The sequence below is a fragment of the Erythrobacter sp. GH1-10 genome, from assembly GCF_045363165.1.
Classification (GTDB): domain Bacteria; phylum Pseudomonadota; class Alphaproteobacteria; order Sphingomonadales; family Sphingomonadaceae; genus Erythrobacter.
This window is the reverse complement of the sequence record NZ_JBJFLP010000001.1, coordinates 1,301,794-1,313,975: the sequence shown is the minus strand read 5'-3', so window position 1 is coordinate 1,313,975 and position 12,182 is coordinate 1,301,794. Positions and strand designations below refer to the sequence as shown.

At 64.0% G+C, this 12,182-nt stretch carries 12 protein-coding genes; 8 read left to right on the top strand and 4 right to left on the bottom strand.

All coding sequences use genetic code 11. The features are described 5' to 3' along the window. Positions 1–18 precede the first annotated feature (18 nt). The 3 genes from ACI5KX_RS06420 to ACI5KX_RS06410 form a co-directional block, all read right to left on the bottom strand. The gene (locus ACI5KX_RS06420) at positions 19–765 is read right to left on the bottom strand and encodes an isocitrate lyase/phosphoenolpyruvate mutase family protein (protein WP_406809846.1); all 747 of its coding nucleotides are present in this window, start codon (positions 763–765) and stop codon (positions 19–21) included. 2 nt (positions 766–767) lie between these two features. Beyond that, complete coding sequence (gene ada, locus ACI5KX_RS06415; RefSeq protein WP_406809845.1) at positions 768–1,805, bottom strand: bifunctional DNA-binding transcriptional regulator/O6-methylguanine-DNA methyltransferase Ada; 1,038 nt, start codon at positions 1,803–1,805, stop codon at positions 768–770. Between the two features lie 69 nt (positions 1,806–1,874). Next, positions 1,875–2,525: a hypothetical protein gene (locus ACI5KX_RS06410; RefSeq protein WP_406809844.1), complete on the bottom strand. Its 651-nt coding sequence runs from the start codon at positions 2,523–2,525 to the stop codon at positions 1,875–1,877. A 35-nt stretch (positions 2,526–2,560) separates the two neighbouring features. Between ACI5KX_RS06410 and ACI5KX_RS06405 the strand changes: the two genes are divergently transcribed. Together ACI5KX_RS06405 and ACI5KX_RS06400 are read left to right on the top strand one after the other, a co-directional pair. Further along, positions 2,561–4,264, top strand: a complete 1,704-nt coding sequence (locus tag ACI5KX_RS06405; RefSeq protein ID WP_406809843.1) for a serine protease — start codon at positions 2,561–2,563, stop codon at positions 4,262–4,264. A 76-nt stretch (positions 4,265–4,340) separates the two neighbouring features. Next, positions 4,341–5,861: a serine protease gene (locus tag ACI5KX_RS06400; RefSeq protein WP_406809842.1), complete on the top strand. Its 1,521-nt coding sequence runs from the start codon at positions 4,341–4,343 to the stop codon at positions 5,859–5,861. 9 nt (positions 5,862–5,870) lie between these two features. On the opposite strand, the gene ACI5KX_RS06395 is transcribed toward ACI5KX_RS06400, so the two are convergent. Next, positions 5,871–6,701, bottom strand: coding sequence for a TauD/TfdA dioxygenase family protein (locus ACI5KX_RS06395; protein ID WP_406809841.1), 831 nt, complete (start codon positions 6,699–6,701; stop codon positions 5,871–5,873). Between the two features lie 203 nt (positions 6,702–6,904). On the opposite strand from ACI5KX_RS06395, the gene ACI5KX_RS06390 reads away from it, so the two are divergent. Genes ACI5KX_RS06390 through ACI5KX_RS06365 form a run of 6 tightly spaced genes read left to right on the top strand, consistent with a single transcriptional unit; the run spans position 6,905 to position 12,097 of the window. Then, positions 6,905–7,468, top strand: a complete 564-nt coding sequence (locus ACI5KX_RS06390; RefSeq protein ID WP_406809840.1) for a F0F1 ATP synthase subunit delta — start codon at positions 6,905–6,907, stop codon at positions 7,466–7,468. A gap of 32 nt (positions 7,469–7,500) precedes the next feature. Then, positions 7,501–9,030 carry a F0F1 ATP synthase subunit alpha gene (gene atpA / locus ACI5KX_RS06385; RefSeq protein ID WP_406809839.1) on the top strand — a complete coding sequence of 510 codons (1,530 nt, stop codon included), beginning with the start codon at positions 7,501–7,503 and terminating at the stop codon, positions 9,028–9,030. A gap of 12 nt (positions 9,031–9,042) precedes the next feature. After that, the gene (locus tag ACI5KX_RS06380) at positions 9,043–9,912 is read left to right on the top strand and encodes a F0F1 ATP synthase subunit gamma (protein WP_406809838.1); all 870 of its coding nucleotides are present in this window, start codon (positions 9,043–9,045) and stop codon (positions 9,910–9,912) included. Then, the gene (locus ACI5KX_RS06375) at positions 9,909–10,337 is read left to right on the top strand and encodes a hypothetical protein (RefSeq protein WP_406809837.1); all 429 of its coding nucleotides are present in this window, start codon (positions 9,909–9,911) and stop codon (positions 10,335–10,337) included. The genes ACI5KX_RS06380 and ACI5KX_RS06375 overlap by 4 nt, the downstream gene beginning before the upstream one ends. Before the next feature lie 40 nt (positions 10,338–10,377). Further along, positions 10,378–11,835: a F0F1 ATP synthase subunit beta gene (gene atpD / locus ACI5KX_RS06370; protein WP_406809836.1), complete on the top strand. Its 1,458-nt coding sequence runs from the start codon at positions 10,378–10,380 to the stop codon at positions 11,833–11,835. Between the two features lie 4 nt (positions 11,836–11,839). After that, positions 11,840–12,097, top strand: coding sequence for an ATP synthase F1 subunit epsilon (locus tag ACI5KX_RS06365; RefSeq protein ID WP_406809835.1), 258 nt, complete (start codon positions 11,840–11,842; stop codon positions 12,095–12,097). Positions 12,098–12,182 lie beyond the last annotated feature (85 nt).

Here is a 12,182-nt window from a genome sequence, read left to right as displayed (position 1 = left end):
CCATCATGCGCGCAGGCCCTAACCCGCCAACGCCGCGCGCGCCGCCTCGCCCACCTGTGCCATCGCTTCGCGCCAGGGGCCCGGACCGTGGCTGATCCGGGCGACTCCCAGCCGCCCGAGCTCGGCATTGGAGAGCATGCCCGGCAATCGCATCACATTGACCGGCATGCTTACCGCTTCGCACAACTCCGCGATCAACGCGGGATCGCTGAGGCCCGGCACGAACAGGCACCCCGCCCCGGCATCGCGATAGATCACCGCGCGTTCGATCGCTGCCACGACAAGTTCCGCACGATTCGGGCTCTCGCCCGCGATCAGGGGCGCGAGGAACAGATCGGTGCGCGCATTGACGAACAGCCCTGCAGCATCGACCGCAGCGATGCGCGCGGCCTGTTGGTACGGATCGCGCAAGGCATCGGAGCCGATCAGCTGGTCTTCGAGGTTGCAGCCGATCGCCCCCGCCTTCCGGAGTGCCGCAGCGTTGGCCGCAAGGGCTTCAATCTCATCGGCATAGCCGGTTTCGATATCGACGCTAAGCGGAAGGGGGGCAGTCCCGGCGATGCGCCGTACGATCTCGAGCAGGGCTTCGAAGGGAATCTGCTCGCCGTCGTCGTAGCCCTGCGCTCCGGCGAGCGAGAGGCTCCCCGTGGCTATCGCCCTGCCTCCGGCATCGGACACTGCCCTCGCACTCCCGGCATCCCAGATGTTGAACAGCACCAACGGTTCGCTACCGGTGTGCAGCGCCGCGAATTCCTCTTTGGTCATGATTATCCTTCGCTTTCGCGCTTCAGCAATTCGGCCTTGATTCCCGGTCCATAGGCATAGCCGCCGACCCCTCCGCTCGCCGGAACCACCCGGTGGCACGGGATCAGCACCGCGATGTTGTTCGCGCCGTTCGCACTGCCGACCGCGCGGCTCGCCTTGGGGTTGCCAAGCATCGCTGCCTGCTCGCCGTAACTGCGCGTCTCGCCTGCCGGTATTTCGCGCAGCGCCTGCCAGCAGCGCTGCTGGAACGCGGTGCCTTTTACATCGAGCGGAATATGCGAATTGTCGCTCGATGGCTCCTCGACCGCCGCGACGACCTGATCGAACAGCGCACGAAACTCCGCGCCTGCCTCGACCAGCTCGGCCTTGGGGAAGCGCGCGCGCAATTCTTCCTCGCCCTCGTTGAAGGCGAGGCAGCACACGCCCTTTTCGGTTGCGGCAACCAGCATGTCGCCGAGCGAAGTCGCGACAACGCTCCAATGGACCACCCGGCCTTTGCCGCCATCGCGCCAGTCGCTCGCCGTCATTCCCAGCTTTCCTTTCGTTTCCGCATAGAACCGCGACGGCGCTGAATAGCCCGCCTCGTAGAGCGCATCGGTCACGCTCGCCCCGCCCTCCAGCGCCCCGCGCACTTTCTCTTCCCGCAAGGCGCGGGCGAAAGCTGCGGGCGACAGGCCGACCGTGCGCTTGAACAGGCGCTGGAAATGGGTCGGCGAATAGCCGGTGAGATCTGCGAGCTGGTCGAGCGTCATGGCGCCATCGGCGCGGATCGCGGCAATGGCGGCGAGTACGCAGGCTTCCTCCGCACTCTGGGTGTTGGGTGAGCAGCGCTTGCACGCACGCAGACCGACTGCCTCGGCATCCTCCGCAGTTGCGTAGAACTTCACGTTCTTGCGCAGCGGCGCGCGCGCCGGGCAGCTCGGGCGGCAATAGATGCCGGTCGAATGGACGCCGGTGACGAAAGCACCATCGAAGCGCCGGTCTTTCGCCATCGCGATTTGCCAGCGTTCGTCGTCTGTCAGGGTTCGTATCTGTGTCATGCCATGCGGCCTAGCCGAGCTGCCGCATATAGCGCATCCCGCTCCTTGCGCTCAATGTAGGCGTACGCGCTATTTCCGCGTGATCTGAAGCGAGACCGCGCGGCTGCGGGCCTTGAGCTCGTCGATCGTGCTCGCGTCGCCTTCCGCCATGTAGGCATGGACGAAGAAGTGCCGCGTGCCCACAAGAGTGCCGCACGATCCGACCGCAACGGTTCCGGCTCCCCCGCCTTCGACTGCGACATCGGCCACGCCGGCAAGATAGGCGCACTGGTCATCGGACCCGGCATAGCCGATACCGCCGAGGTCCATGTCGAGCTTGCCGTCGGTGACGGTATCGACATCGCGCTTGCCCTGGTCGAGGCCCTCCTTGACCGATTGGCCCTTTTGCATCTCGTTGGCCATGATCTCGATGAAGATCGATTTGGCGATCGGCACCGCGGGCATCTGGCGCGGCGTCTTGATCATGATGTAGTCCTCGCCATAGCTCCCGCAGCGCTGGAGATTGACCGGGGTGAGGTTGGCCGAATCCGCGTCCGCAAACTGTTTCGCTATCAGCGCGCCCGAGCCCTCAGGCGCGCAATATCCCTCGGGAATCTGAAGCACGAACGTCTCCCCCTTGACCTCGAATTCAACCTCCTCGCCAGAGTTTTCCTGAGCGGAAAGCGGTGCAGATGCGAATGCTGCGGCAACGGCTGCGATACAAAATGCGCGGAATTTCATGAATACCCCTTTGACCCTGGGCCGGTTATCCGGCCATGAAACCCATTCATCATTGCCGCGTGCTGCGGCAAGGGCAAGGGCAAGGGCAAGTGATTACACCGCTCGACATGGCGCAAAGTTTAACGAGCCTGCTGAAATCGCGCGGAAAAGCCGCGTTCGCGCTCGTCGTGCTGCTGCTCGCCGCGCTCGCGATCCCGGCAGCCGCCGATGAAGGCGATGTCGCCGCCGCGGCACGGGGCGTGGTCCGTGTCGTGCTCGTCAGCCAGAATGGCGAGGAGCTCGTCCCCGTCACCCACGGCAGCGGCTTTGCCGTCACTCCTACGAAGATCGTGACCAACGCCCACGTCATTCGCGAAGCGCTGCAAGACGATACGCTGCGGATCGGCATCGTGCCCAGCGAAGGCGCGGAGAGCGCGTTCGCCCGCCCGGTTGCCGTCAGCCCGCGCAACGACTTGGCGCTGATCGAAATCGTCGATTCCAGTTTGCGGCTGCCGCCGCTTTCGATTGCCGGCGGCGTGAACGGAACCATGGGTGAAGTCTCTGCGGTCGGCTACCCGATGAATGTCGATCTCGCTCAGGGGCTGGAGATCAGCGACATTTTCGATGCCCAGCCGCCGGTCAAGAGTCGCGGCTTCCTGTCGGGCGAGCGCCCGAGTCGCCAATTCGATACGATCCTCCACACCGCGCCCATCGCGCGGGGCAATTCGGGCGGGCCGCTGCTCGACGGGTGCGGGAGGGTGCTCGGAGTCAATTCTTTCGGAGCAGATTCGGACGGATCGGATGCCGAATTCTATTTCGCGGTGAGCCTGCGCGAATTGCTTCCGTTCCTGCGCGACAATTCGATCGAGCCCCAGACCAATGCCCTGCCCTGCCGCTCGATCGAGGAACTCAACGCCGCCGAGCGGGCCCGCTTCGATGCCGAGCGGGCCGACGCCCGCGCCAAGATCGAGGCGCGCGAGGATGCGCTGCGCGAGGCGAAGGCCGATGCACGGATGGCGGCGCAACTCGAAGTGATGGAAGAGCGCGACAATGCGATGGCGCTTGCTCTGGTCCTGCTGCTGGTGGGGATCGGCGCGGGTTATGCAGCAACGCAGTTGCGGGCCCAGTATCGCGCCGATCCGGAAGCGAACCCCCTCGCCCAGAGCCGAGCCATGATGGCCGCGGGGGTTGCCGGCATTGCTGCGATCGGGACGGTGCTCGTGTGGCTGACCCGCCCCGGCTACAGCGAGATCGAGGATCGTGTTGCGGCAGCGCTCGAGGAACTCGAGGGCTCAGGCGACGAAAGCGCCGTCCAGCCGGTCTCGCTGGCGGGCGACGGCACGCTGATCTGCACCCTCGTCCCCGAACGCAGCCGCGTGACCGGTGCGCGAACCGACGACGTTCAATTCGACTGGGCCGCCGACGGGTGCGTCAACGGGCGGACCCAATACGGCATGACCAACGGCGAATGGACCCGCGTGTTCGTGCCCAACGACGAGGCGGCGGTTTCGGTCAACACCTACGATCCGCAAACCCGCATCTTCCGCACTGATCGCTACCTGCTGAACCGCGACGCGATGCAGGGCGCGCGCGACGTGCGCTCGGCCTATACGCCTCCGGCCTGCGGCGTGCTCGATGGCGCACGCATTCTGGGCGAGCAGCAATCGGCGGTGCTCGCTCAATTGCCCGACCGGCCCAACGAACGGCTGGTCTATACTTGCACGGCTTCTGCCACAGCCGTCGGCGGCGGAGAACAGTAAGCCGCACGAATCTTCCTGTCGAAGCCCGTTCAGCGGTGCTTGAAGTGCGAACGAAATGCCGCATACAGTGCACGGCATGTCTCGCCTGCTCTTCCTGTTCGCCCTTTGCCTGATGGCGCTTGCTCCCTCGCGGCTCGCGGCCGACCCGGGAGACATCGATGCCGCCTCCCGCGGAGTGGCCCGCGTTGTGCTCGTCGGGATGAAAGACGAGCGACCTCAATTCATGGGCCACGGGACCGGCTTTGCAGTCACTTCGACAATGCTCGTCACCAACGCGCATGTGGTCGAGGATGCTGCGCGACGCCAGAACATGCTGGTGGTGGTGATCCCGTCAGAAGGCGATGGCGCCTCCCGTGCAAGAGTCGTGGCGATCGACCGCGCCAACGATCTTGCGCTGCTTGAGCTGGTCGACGAATTGCGGCTGCCGCCGCTCGTCCTGCGCACCAATTTCGTCGCCGACGACAATGAAGTGGTGGCGCTAGGGTATCCAGGCGTGGTCGACCGCGCGCTGAGCGGCTCGATCCGCGACTGGGTCGCGGCACAGCCTCCGGTCAAGACGCGCGGTTTCGTGTCCGGGCAGCGCGATCTGCGCGGCACGGCATCGATCCTCCATTCGGCTGATATCGCCGGGGGCAATTCGGGCGGTCCGCTGGTCGACGATTGCGGGCGGGTGCTCGGCGTCAACCGGGCGGTGACCCTCTCGCGGCAAGGTGAAGGCGAATTCTACTTTGCGATCTCCAACCGCGAACTGATGCCGTTCCTGCGTGCCAACGATGTCGAAGCCGCCACGACCGATATCGAATGCCGCAGCCTCGCCGATATCGAACGGGCCGAGGCCGAGCGCCGCGAGGCGGCGCAGGCGCAGGCCGCTGCCGCTCGGGCCGAGCGCGAGGCCGAGACCGAGCAGCTCCGCGACGAGATCGAGGAAGACGTCCGCGAGGAACGCGAGAACATGATGGCGCTTGCGGCAGTGCTTTTGCTGATTGCCGCCGCAGGGGGTTTCTTCGCGGCGCAGGCACGCCAGCGACGCTCATCCGGATCGCGGGTCTATGTCTTCGCAGGGATCGCCGGGGTCGCGATCATCGGCGCAGGCCTCGCCTGGATCACGCGCCCGGGCAATTCCGAAGTAGAGGACCGGCTCGCTGCTGCGCTCGGCGGAGACAGCGAAGGAGAAAGCGCAGGCAACGGGCCGCTCGCCGCCGGAAAGCTCACCTGCACGCTCGACCTCGACCGCAGCCGGATCACGAGCGACCCGGACCGCGATGTCGAGTTCGAATGGGATGCGGATGGATGCGTCAACGGTCGGACCCAGTACGGGCGCGAGGGCGCGCGGTGGTCGCGGGTGTTCGTTCCCAACGAAGAGGCTGTCGTATCGATCAACCAGATCGACTCCGATGCGCGCGAATACCGGATCGAACGCTATCTGATCGGGCGCAACGGCATGGCGCTCGCCCGCGATACGCGCCAGTCCTACGATCCCCCGACCTGCGGGGCGATCAATGCCGCGGACCGGCTTGGCGAGATGCAAGCCGATGTGCTCTCGCAACTGCCAGACCAGCCCAACGAGCGGCTGATCTACACCTGCGAGAACCGATAGCCCGAAAGACTAGGCGGCGAGCGCCTCTCCGCTCAGCGTGATGCGGTGCATCTCGCGGCGGTGGCCCTGATAGTCGTTGATCGCGTTGTGCCAGGTCGTGCGGTTGTCCCAGATCGCAATCGTCCCGGGCTTCCATTGCAGGCGGCACTGATTGTCTTCGGTCAACGCGGCATCGAACAGCTTCTGGAGCAGCGGCAGGCTTTGCTCGCGCGTCTGGCCGACGAAGTGGATCGTGAAGGCCCGGTTGACATAGAGCAGTTTGCGCCCGGTCTGCGGGTGGCGGATCACCACGGGGTGCACGGCGCCGGTCTTGAGATCATGCCCGCGCAGATCGCGGCCCATGTCGGTCTGCGCATACAGGCCATCGGCCTTGTATATGTGATCGGCGGTGTGGAACGCTTCGAGGTTCTCGATCTCGGCCTTCACATCGTCGGGCAGGGCATCGTAGGCCGCGCCCATATGCGCCCACATCGTATCGCCTCCGCTCGGAGGCAGCTCGCGCGCGACAAGGACCGAGCCCATCGCCGGGATCTGGTCGTAGGAATGGTCGGTGTGCCAATCCCCGCCGATATTGGTCTGCTGGTCGGCCTCTTTCTTGACCACCGCGATTTCCTGATAGTCCTGTTGCAGCGGGAAGTAGTTGTTGATGTCGATCCCGCCCCAGCGCTTTCCGAAGCGGATGTGGTCCTCAGGCGAGAAGTCCTGGTCGCGGAATACCGCCACCCCGTGTTCGTAGATTGCCTGCTTGATCTCATCCATTTCGGCGTCGCTGCAATCGGCCAGCGACACACCCGAAATCTCGACCCCGCACTTGGGGGCCATCGGAGTCATCTCCATCATTCCTCTCCCGGGGGCGTTTTAACCCACCTGGAAGGTTCTGCATCAAGCAAGAGATGATGTCCATAATTCACCCCTCCTTCGCTTGCGGAATCGGAAAGACATTGCTAGGCGCGCGCCAGCCTTGCCGGAGACCCCTTTACGGACCTCCATTTTCGAGGCGATGCATCGTTAATTCTCGAAGCTCCTGAAGGACATCGAAGCGCGTGGATATTTCCGCCGGTATACAGGCCAGCCTTGCAGGCCGTTACGCCTCAGCCCTGTTCGAACTCGCAAGCGAAGCGGGGACGGTGACCGCCGTCGAATCCGATCTCGGCAAGCTGAGCGAAGCGCTCGGCGAATCGGACGATCTGCGTGCGGCCACCACCAATCCCGAGCTTTCGCGCGCCGCTCAGGGCGAAGCGATTGCCGCAGTGGCGAAGCTGCTCGAGATGTCCGATCTCACCACCCGATTCCTTGGCGTGCTCGCTGAAAACCGTCGCCTCTCGGCACTGCCTGGCATGATCGCCGCGTTCAAGGCGATCGCCGCTGCCCAGCGCGGCGAGGTGACCGCGACGGTTACCAGCGCGCACCCCTTGAGCGACAGCCAGCTGGCCGAGCTCAAGAGCAAACTGACGGCCCGCGAAGGCCGCACTGTCATGCTTTCAGCCGACGTCGACCCCGACCTGCTCGGCGGTCTCGTCGTCACCATCGGGTCGCAGCGCATCGACGCCTCGATCCGCACCCGTCTCAATTCTCTCGCCCAATCGATGAAGGCGTCAGCCGTATAATACGCCCAATGAAGGCCTAAAGGACTACACACATGGAAATCCGCGCCGCAGAAATCTCGAAGGTCATCAAGGACCAGATCGCCAATTTCGGCACCGAAGCGCAAGTCAGCGAAGTTGGTTCCGTGCTGAGCGTGGGTGACGGGATCGCCCGCATCCACGGCCTCGACAAAGTGCAGGCCGGCGAGATGGTCGAATTCGCCAACGGTGTTCAGGGCATGGCGCTGAACCTCGAAGCCGACAATGTCGGCGTCGTGATCTTCGGCTCGGACGCCGAGATCAAGGAAGGCGACACCGTCAAGCGCACCGAAACCATCGTGGACGTGCCGGTCGGCAAAGGCCTGCTGGGCCGCGTGGTCGATGCTCTGGGCAACCCGATCGACGGCAAGGGCCCGATCGAAACGACCGAACGCAGCCGCGTCGAAGTGAAGGCGCCGGGCATCATCCCGCGTGAGTCGGTCAGCGAGCCGGTGCAGTCGGGCCTCAAGGCGATCGACGCGCTCGTTCCCGTGGGTCGCGGCCAGCGCGAACTCATCATCGGCGACCGCCAGACCGGCAAGACCGCCGTCGCGATCGACACCTTCATCAACCAGAAGGGTGTCAACGAAAGCGACGATGAATCGAAGAAGCTGTATTGCGTCTATGTCGCGGTCGGCCAGAAGCGTTCGACCGTCGCGCAGATCGTGAAACAGCTCGAAGAAAACGGCGCAATGGAATATTCCATCGTCATCGCCGCGACCGCTTCGGAGCCTGCGCCGCTGCAGTACCTCGCGCCCTACACCGGCTGCGCGATGGGCGAATTCTTCCGCGACAACGGCATGCACGCCGTGATCGTGTATGACGACCTTTCCAAGCAGGCTGTCGCCTACCGCCAGATGTCGCTGCTGCTGCGCCGCCCGCCGGGCCGCGAAGCCTATCCGGGCGACGTGTTCTATCTCCACAGCCGCCTGCTCGAGCGCGCGGCGAAGATGAACGCCGACAATGGCTCGGGTTCGCTCACTGCGCTGCCGATCATCGAAACGCAGGCGGGCGACGTGTCGGCCTATATCCCGACCAACGTGATCTCGATCACCGACGGCCAGATCTTCCTCGAAACCGACTTGTTCTATCAGGGCGTTCGTCCGGCGATTAACGTCGGCCTTTCGGTGAGCCGTGTCGGCGGTGCTGCCCAGACCAAGGCAATGAAGAAAGTCTCGGGCTCGATGAAGCTCGACCTCGCCCAGTATCGCGAAATGGCCGCCTTCGCGCAGTTCGGCTCGGACCTCGACGCCGCGACGCAGAAGCTGCTCAACCGCGGTGCGCGCCTGACCGAGCTGCTCAAGCAGCCGCAGTTCTCGCCGATGCCGTTCGAAGAGCAGACCGTGTCGATCTTTGCCGGCACCAACGGCTTTATCGATTCGATCCCGGTCGAGCGCGTCAACGAATACGAAGAGCAGATGCTGGCGTTCTTCCGCAGCGAACACGCCGACGTGCTCAAGACGATCCGCGACACCGGAAAGTTCGAGGACGACACCAAGGCGAGTGTGGTCGCCGCGCTCGAAACCTTCGCCAAGCAGTTCGCGTAAGGAGCGCACCCAGTGCCCTCACTCAAGGAACTCAAAGGTCGGATCAACTCGGTCAAGTCGACCCAGAAGATCACCAAGGCCAAGCAGATGGTCGCGGCGGCCAAGCTGCGCCGTGCACAGTCGGCTGCCGAGGCAGCGCGCCCCTACGCCGAACGGCTCGCTGCCGTCATGGCCAGCCTCGCGGGCAAGGTTTCGGGCGACAACGCACCGAAGCTGCTGGCAGGCACGGGATCGGACAAGCGCAACCTGCTGGTTGTCGTGAACACCGACAAGGGCCTGTGCGGCGGTCTCAACTCGAACATCGTCAAGGCCGCCAAGGCCAAGGCGCAGGCGCTGCTTGCCGAAGGCAAGGAAGTCGAATTCTATCTCGTCGGCAAAAAGGGCCGCGCGCCGCTCAAACGCGAATATGCCGACAAGATCGGCACCCATTTCGACACGTCCAAAGTGAAGACGCCCGGTTTCGACGAAGCCGATGCGATCGCGAACGAGCTGATCGAGATGTACGAGAACGGCAAGTTCGATGTCGCGCACCTGATTTACCCAACATTCAAGTCGGCGCTGGTGCAGGACCCGACCGTGAACCAGCTGATCCCGGTTCCCACTCCCGAGGAGACAGAGGACAGCGATGCCGTGGTCGAATACGAACCGGGCGAAGAGGAAATCCTCGAAGAGCTGCTCCCGCGCTATGTGAAGACGCAGCTGTTCGGCGCCTTGCTCGAACGCGAAGCATCCGAGCAAGGCGCCTCGATGACCGCGATGGACAACGCGACCCGCAACGCCGGCGAGCTCATCAAGGACCTCAACAAAGAATACAACCGCAGCCGCCAGGCCGCGATCACCACCGAACTGATCGAGATTATCGCAGGAGCTGAAGCACTATGAAGAAGCTTATCGCATTTGCCGCCGCAACCGCGCTTGGGGCCAGCATTGCAGCGTGCTCCGAACCGACCGGTGAAGACACCGCTGACCTCGCGCCCGAAACGGTTTCGGCCGATCTCAGCCCCGACGACAATGCTGCCGGCGACGGCGCCGCGCCCGAGCTTGCCAATGTACAGGCCGCGCTCGACACCGCCTGCCCAACCCTGCGCGCCCGCGTGAGCAATGCAACCTGCGTTGCCGACGAGCTCGGCACCGAATTCAGCTGCACATATGCGTTCGCGCAGGACCCCGAAGGCACCGAGCGGACCATGACTTTGGCGCAGAATGACGCAGCATGGGCCATCGTCGATGAACCCGATTTTTGCGGCGCGCTCGAACGCGCCAACCTGCAAGCCGACATGACTACCGACGCGGAAGCTGCCGAGTAACAGCCCCCCGCGCTCATAATTATCTGACAGGAACACTATAATGGCCACCGCACCTGCCCTTAACCAGACCACCAACGGCACGATCAGCCAGGTCATCGGCGCTGTCGTCGACGTGCAGTTCGAAGGCGAACTGCCGGCGATCCTCACCGCGCTTGAAACCAAGAACCAGGACAAGACGCTCGTTCTCGAAGTCGCACAGCACCTCGGCGAAAACACCGTCCGCACCATTGCGATGGACGGCACCGACGGCCTCGTGCGCGGCCAGGAAGTCGTCAACACCGGCGCGCAGATCAGCGTCCCGGTCGGACCCAAGACGCTCGGCCGGATCATGAACGTCATCGGGCAGCCGATCGACGAGCTGGGCCCTGTCGGCGCAGAAAAGACCGCCCCGATCCACGCCGAGGCCCCGGCCTTTGTCGACCAGTCGACCGAAGCCGCCATCCTCGTCACCGGGATCAAGGTGATCGACCTGCTCGCACCGTATGCAAAGGGCGGCAAGATCGGCCTGTTCGGCGGCGCCGGCGTGGGCAAGACCGTGCTCATTCAGGAGCTGATCAACAACATCGCGAAGGGCCACGGCGGCGTGTCCGTGTTCGCAGGCGTCGGTGAGCGTACCCGCGAAGGTAACGATCTCTACCATGAATTCCTCGACGCCGGTGTTATCCAGAAGGACGAAAACGGCGTCGCCACAAGCGAAGGGTCCAAAGTGGCGCTGGTCTTCGGCCAGATGAACGAGCCTCCGGGCGCCCGCGCACGCGTGGCTCTGTCGGGCCTGACCATGGCGGAATATTTCCGCGACGAAGAAGGCCAGGACGTGCTGTTCTTCGTCGACAACATCTTCCGCTTCACCCAGGCGGGTTCGGAAGTGTCGGCACTGCTCGGCCGAATTCCTTCGGCGGTGGGCTACCAGCCGACCCTGTCGACCGACATGGGCAACCTGCAGGAACGCATCACCTCGACCAACAAGGGCTCGATCACTTCGGTTCAGGCGATCTACGTTCCGGCGGACGACCTTACCGACCCGGCCCCGGCCACCTCGTTTGCCCACCTTGACGCAACGACGACCCTGTCGCGCGCCATCTCGGAACTCGGCATCTATCCGGCGGTGGACCCGCTGGACTCGACCAGCCGCGTTCTCGAACCGCGTGTCGTCGGTCAGGAGCACTACGAAACCGCTCGTAAGGTTCAGGAAACGCTGCAGAAGTACAAGTCGCTGCAGGACATCATCGCCATTCTCGGCATGGACGAGCTTTCGGAAGAGGACAAGCTGACCGTTGCGCGTGCGCGCAAGATCCAGCGCTTCCTCTCGCAGCCGTTCCACGTCGCCGAAGTCTTCACCGGCATCGACGGAATCTTCGTCCAGCTCGAAGACACGATCAAATCGTTCAAGGCTGTCGTCGAGGGCGAATACGACCACCTGCCCGAGCAGGCCTTCTACATGGTCGGCGGCATCGACATGGCAGTCGAGAAGGCCAAGAAGCTGGCCGAGGACGCGTAAGACAGTGGCCCTCCACTTCGAACTCGTAACCCCGGCCAAGCTGGTCCGCTCGGAAGACGTCCACATGGTCGTCGTCCCCGGCACCGAAGGCGAATTCGGCGTGCTCGAAGGCCACGCGCCGTTCATGTCGACCATCCGCGACGGTGCGGTGCAGGTCTACAAGAGCGACGGCGCCGCGCCCGAGATGATCGAGGTTCGCGGCGGCTTTGCCGAAGTCGGTGAAAACGGCCTCACCGTGCTGGCGGAGCATGTCGAAGCGTAAGCTTGGGCACCACGGCAAGAAACATGACAGGGCGGCTCCACAGCAGATGTGGCGCCGCCCTTTTTCATTGGATTTCCCTTCACAT

What these genes read in the sequence shown, in the direction of transcription:
- ACI5KX_RS06420 (WP_406809846.1), bottom strand. Translation starts at nt 765, where the DNA reads ATGACCAAAGAGGAATTCGCGGCGCTGCACACCGGTAGCGAACCGTTG.
- ada (WP_406809845.1), bottom strand. Translation starts at nt 1,805, where the DNA reads ATGACACAGATACGAACCCTGACAGACGACGAACGCTGGCAAATCGCG.
- ACI5KX_RS06410 (WP_406809844.1), bottom strand. Translation starts at nt 2,525, where the DNA reads ATGAAATTCCGCGCATTTTGTATCGCAGCCGTTGCCGCAGCATTCGCA.
- ACI5KX_RS06405 (WP_406809843.1), top strand. Translation starts at nt 2,561, where the DNA reads ATGAAACCCATTCATCATTGCCGCGTGCTGCGGCAAGGGCAAGGGCAA.
- ACI5KX_RS06400 (WP_406809842.1), top strand. Translation starts at nt 4,341, where the DNA reads ATGTCTCGCCTGCTCTTCCTGTTCGCCCTTTGCCTGATGGCGCTTGCT.
- ACI5KX_RS06395 (WP_406809841.1), bottom strand. Translation starts at nt 6,701, where the DNA reads ATGATGGAGATGACTCCGATGGCCCCCAAGTGCGGGGTCGAGATTTCG.
- atpA (WP_406809839.1), top strand. Translation starts at nt 7,501, where the DNA reads ATGGAAATCCGCGCCGCAGAAATCTCGAAGGTCATCAAGGACCAGATC.
- ACI5KX_RS06375 (WP_406809837.1), top strand. Translation starts at nt 9,909, where the DNA reads ATGAAGAAGCTTATCGCATTTGCCGCCGCAACCGCGCTTGGGGCCAGC.
- atpD (WP_406809836.1), top strand. Translation starts at nt 10,378, where the DNA reads ATGGCCACCGCACCTGCCCTTAACCAGACCACCAACGGCACGATCAGC.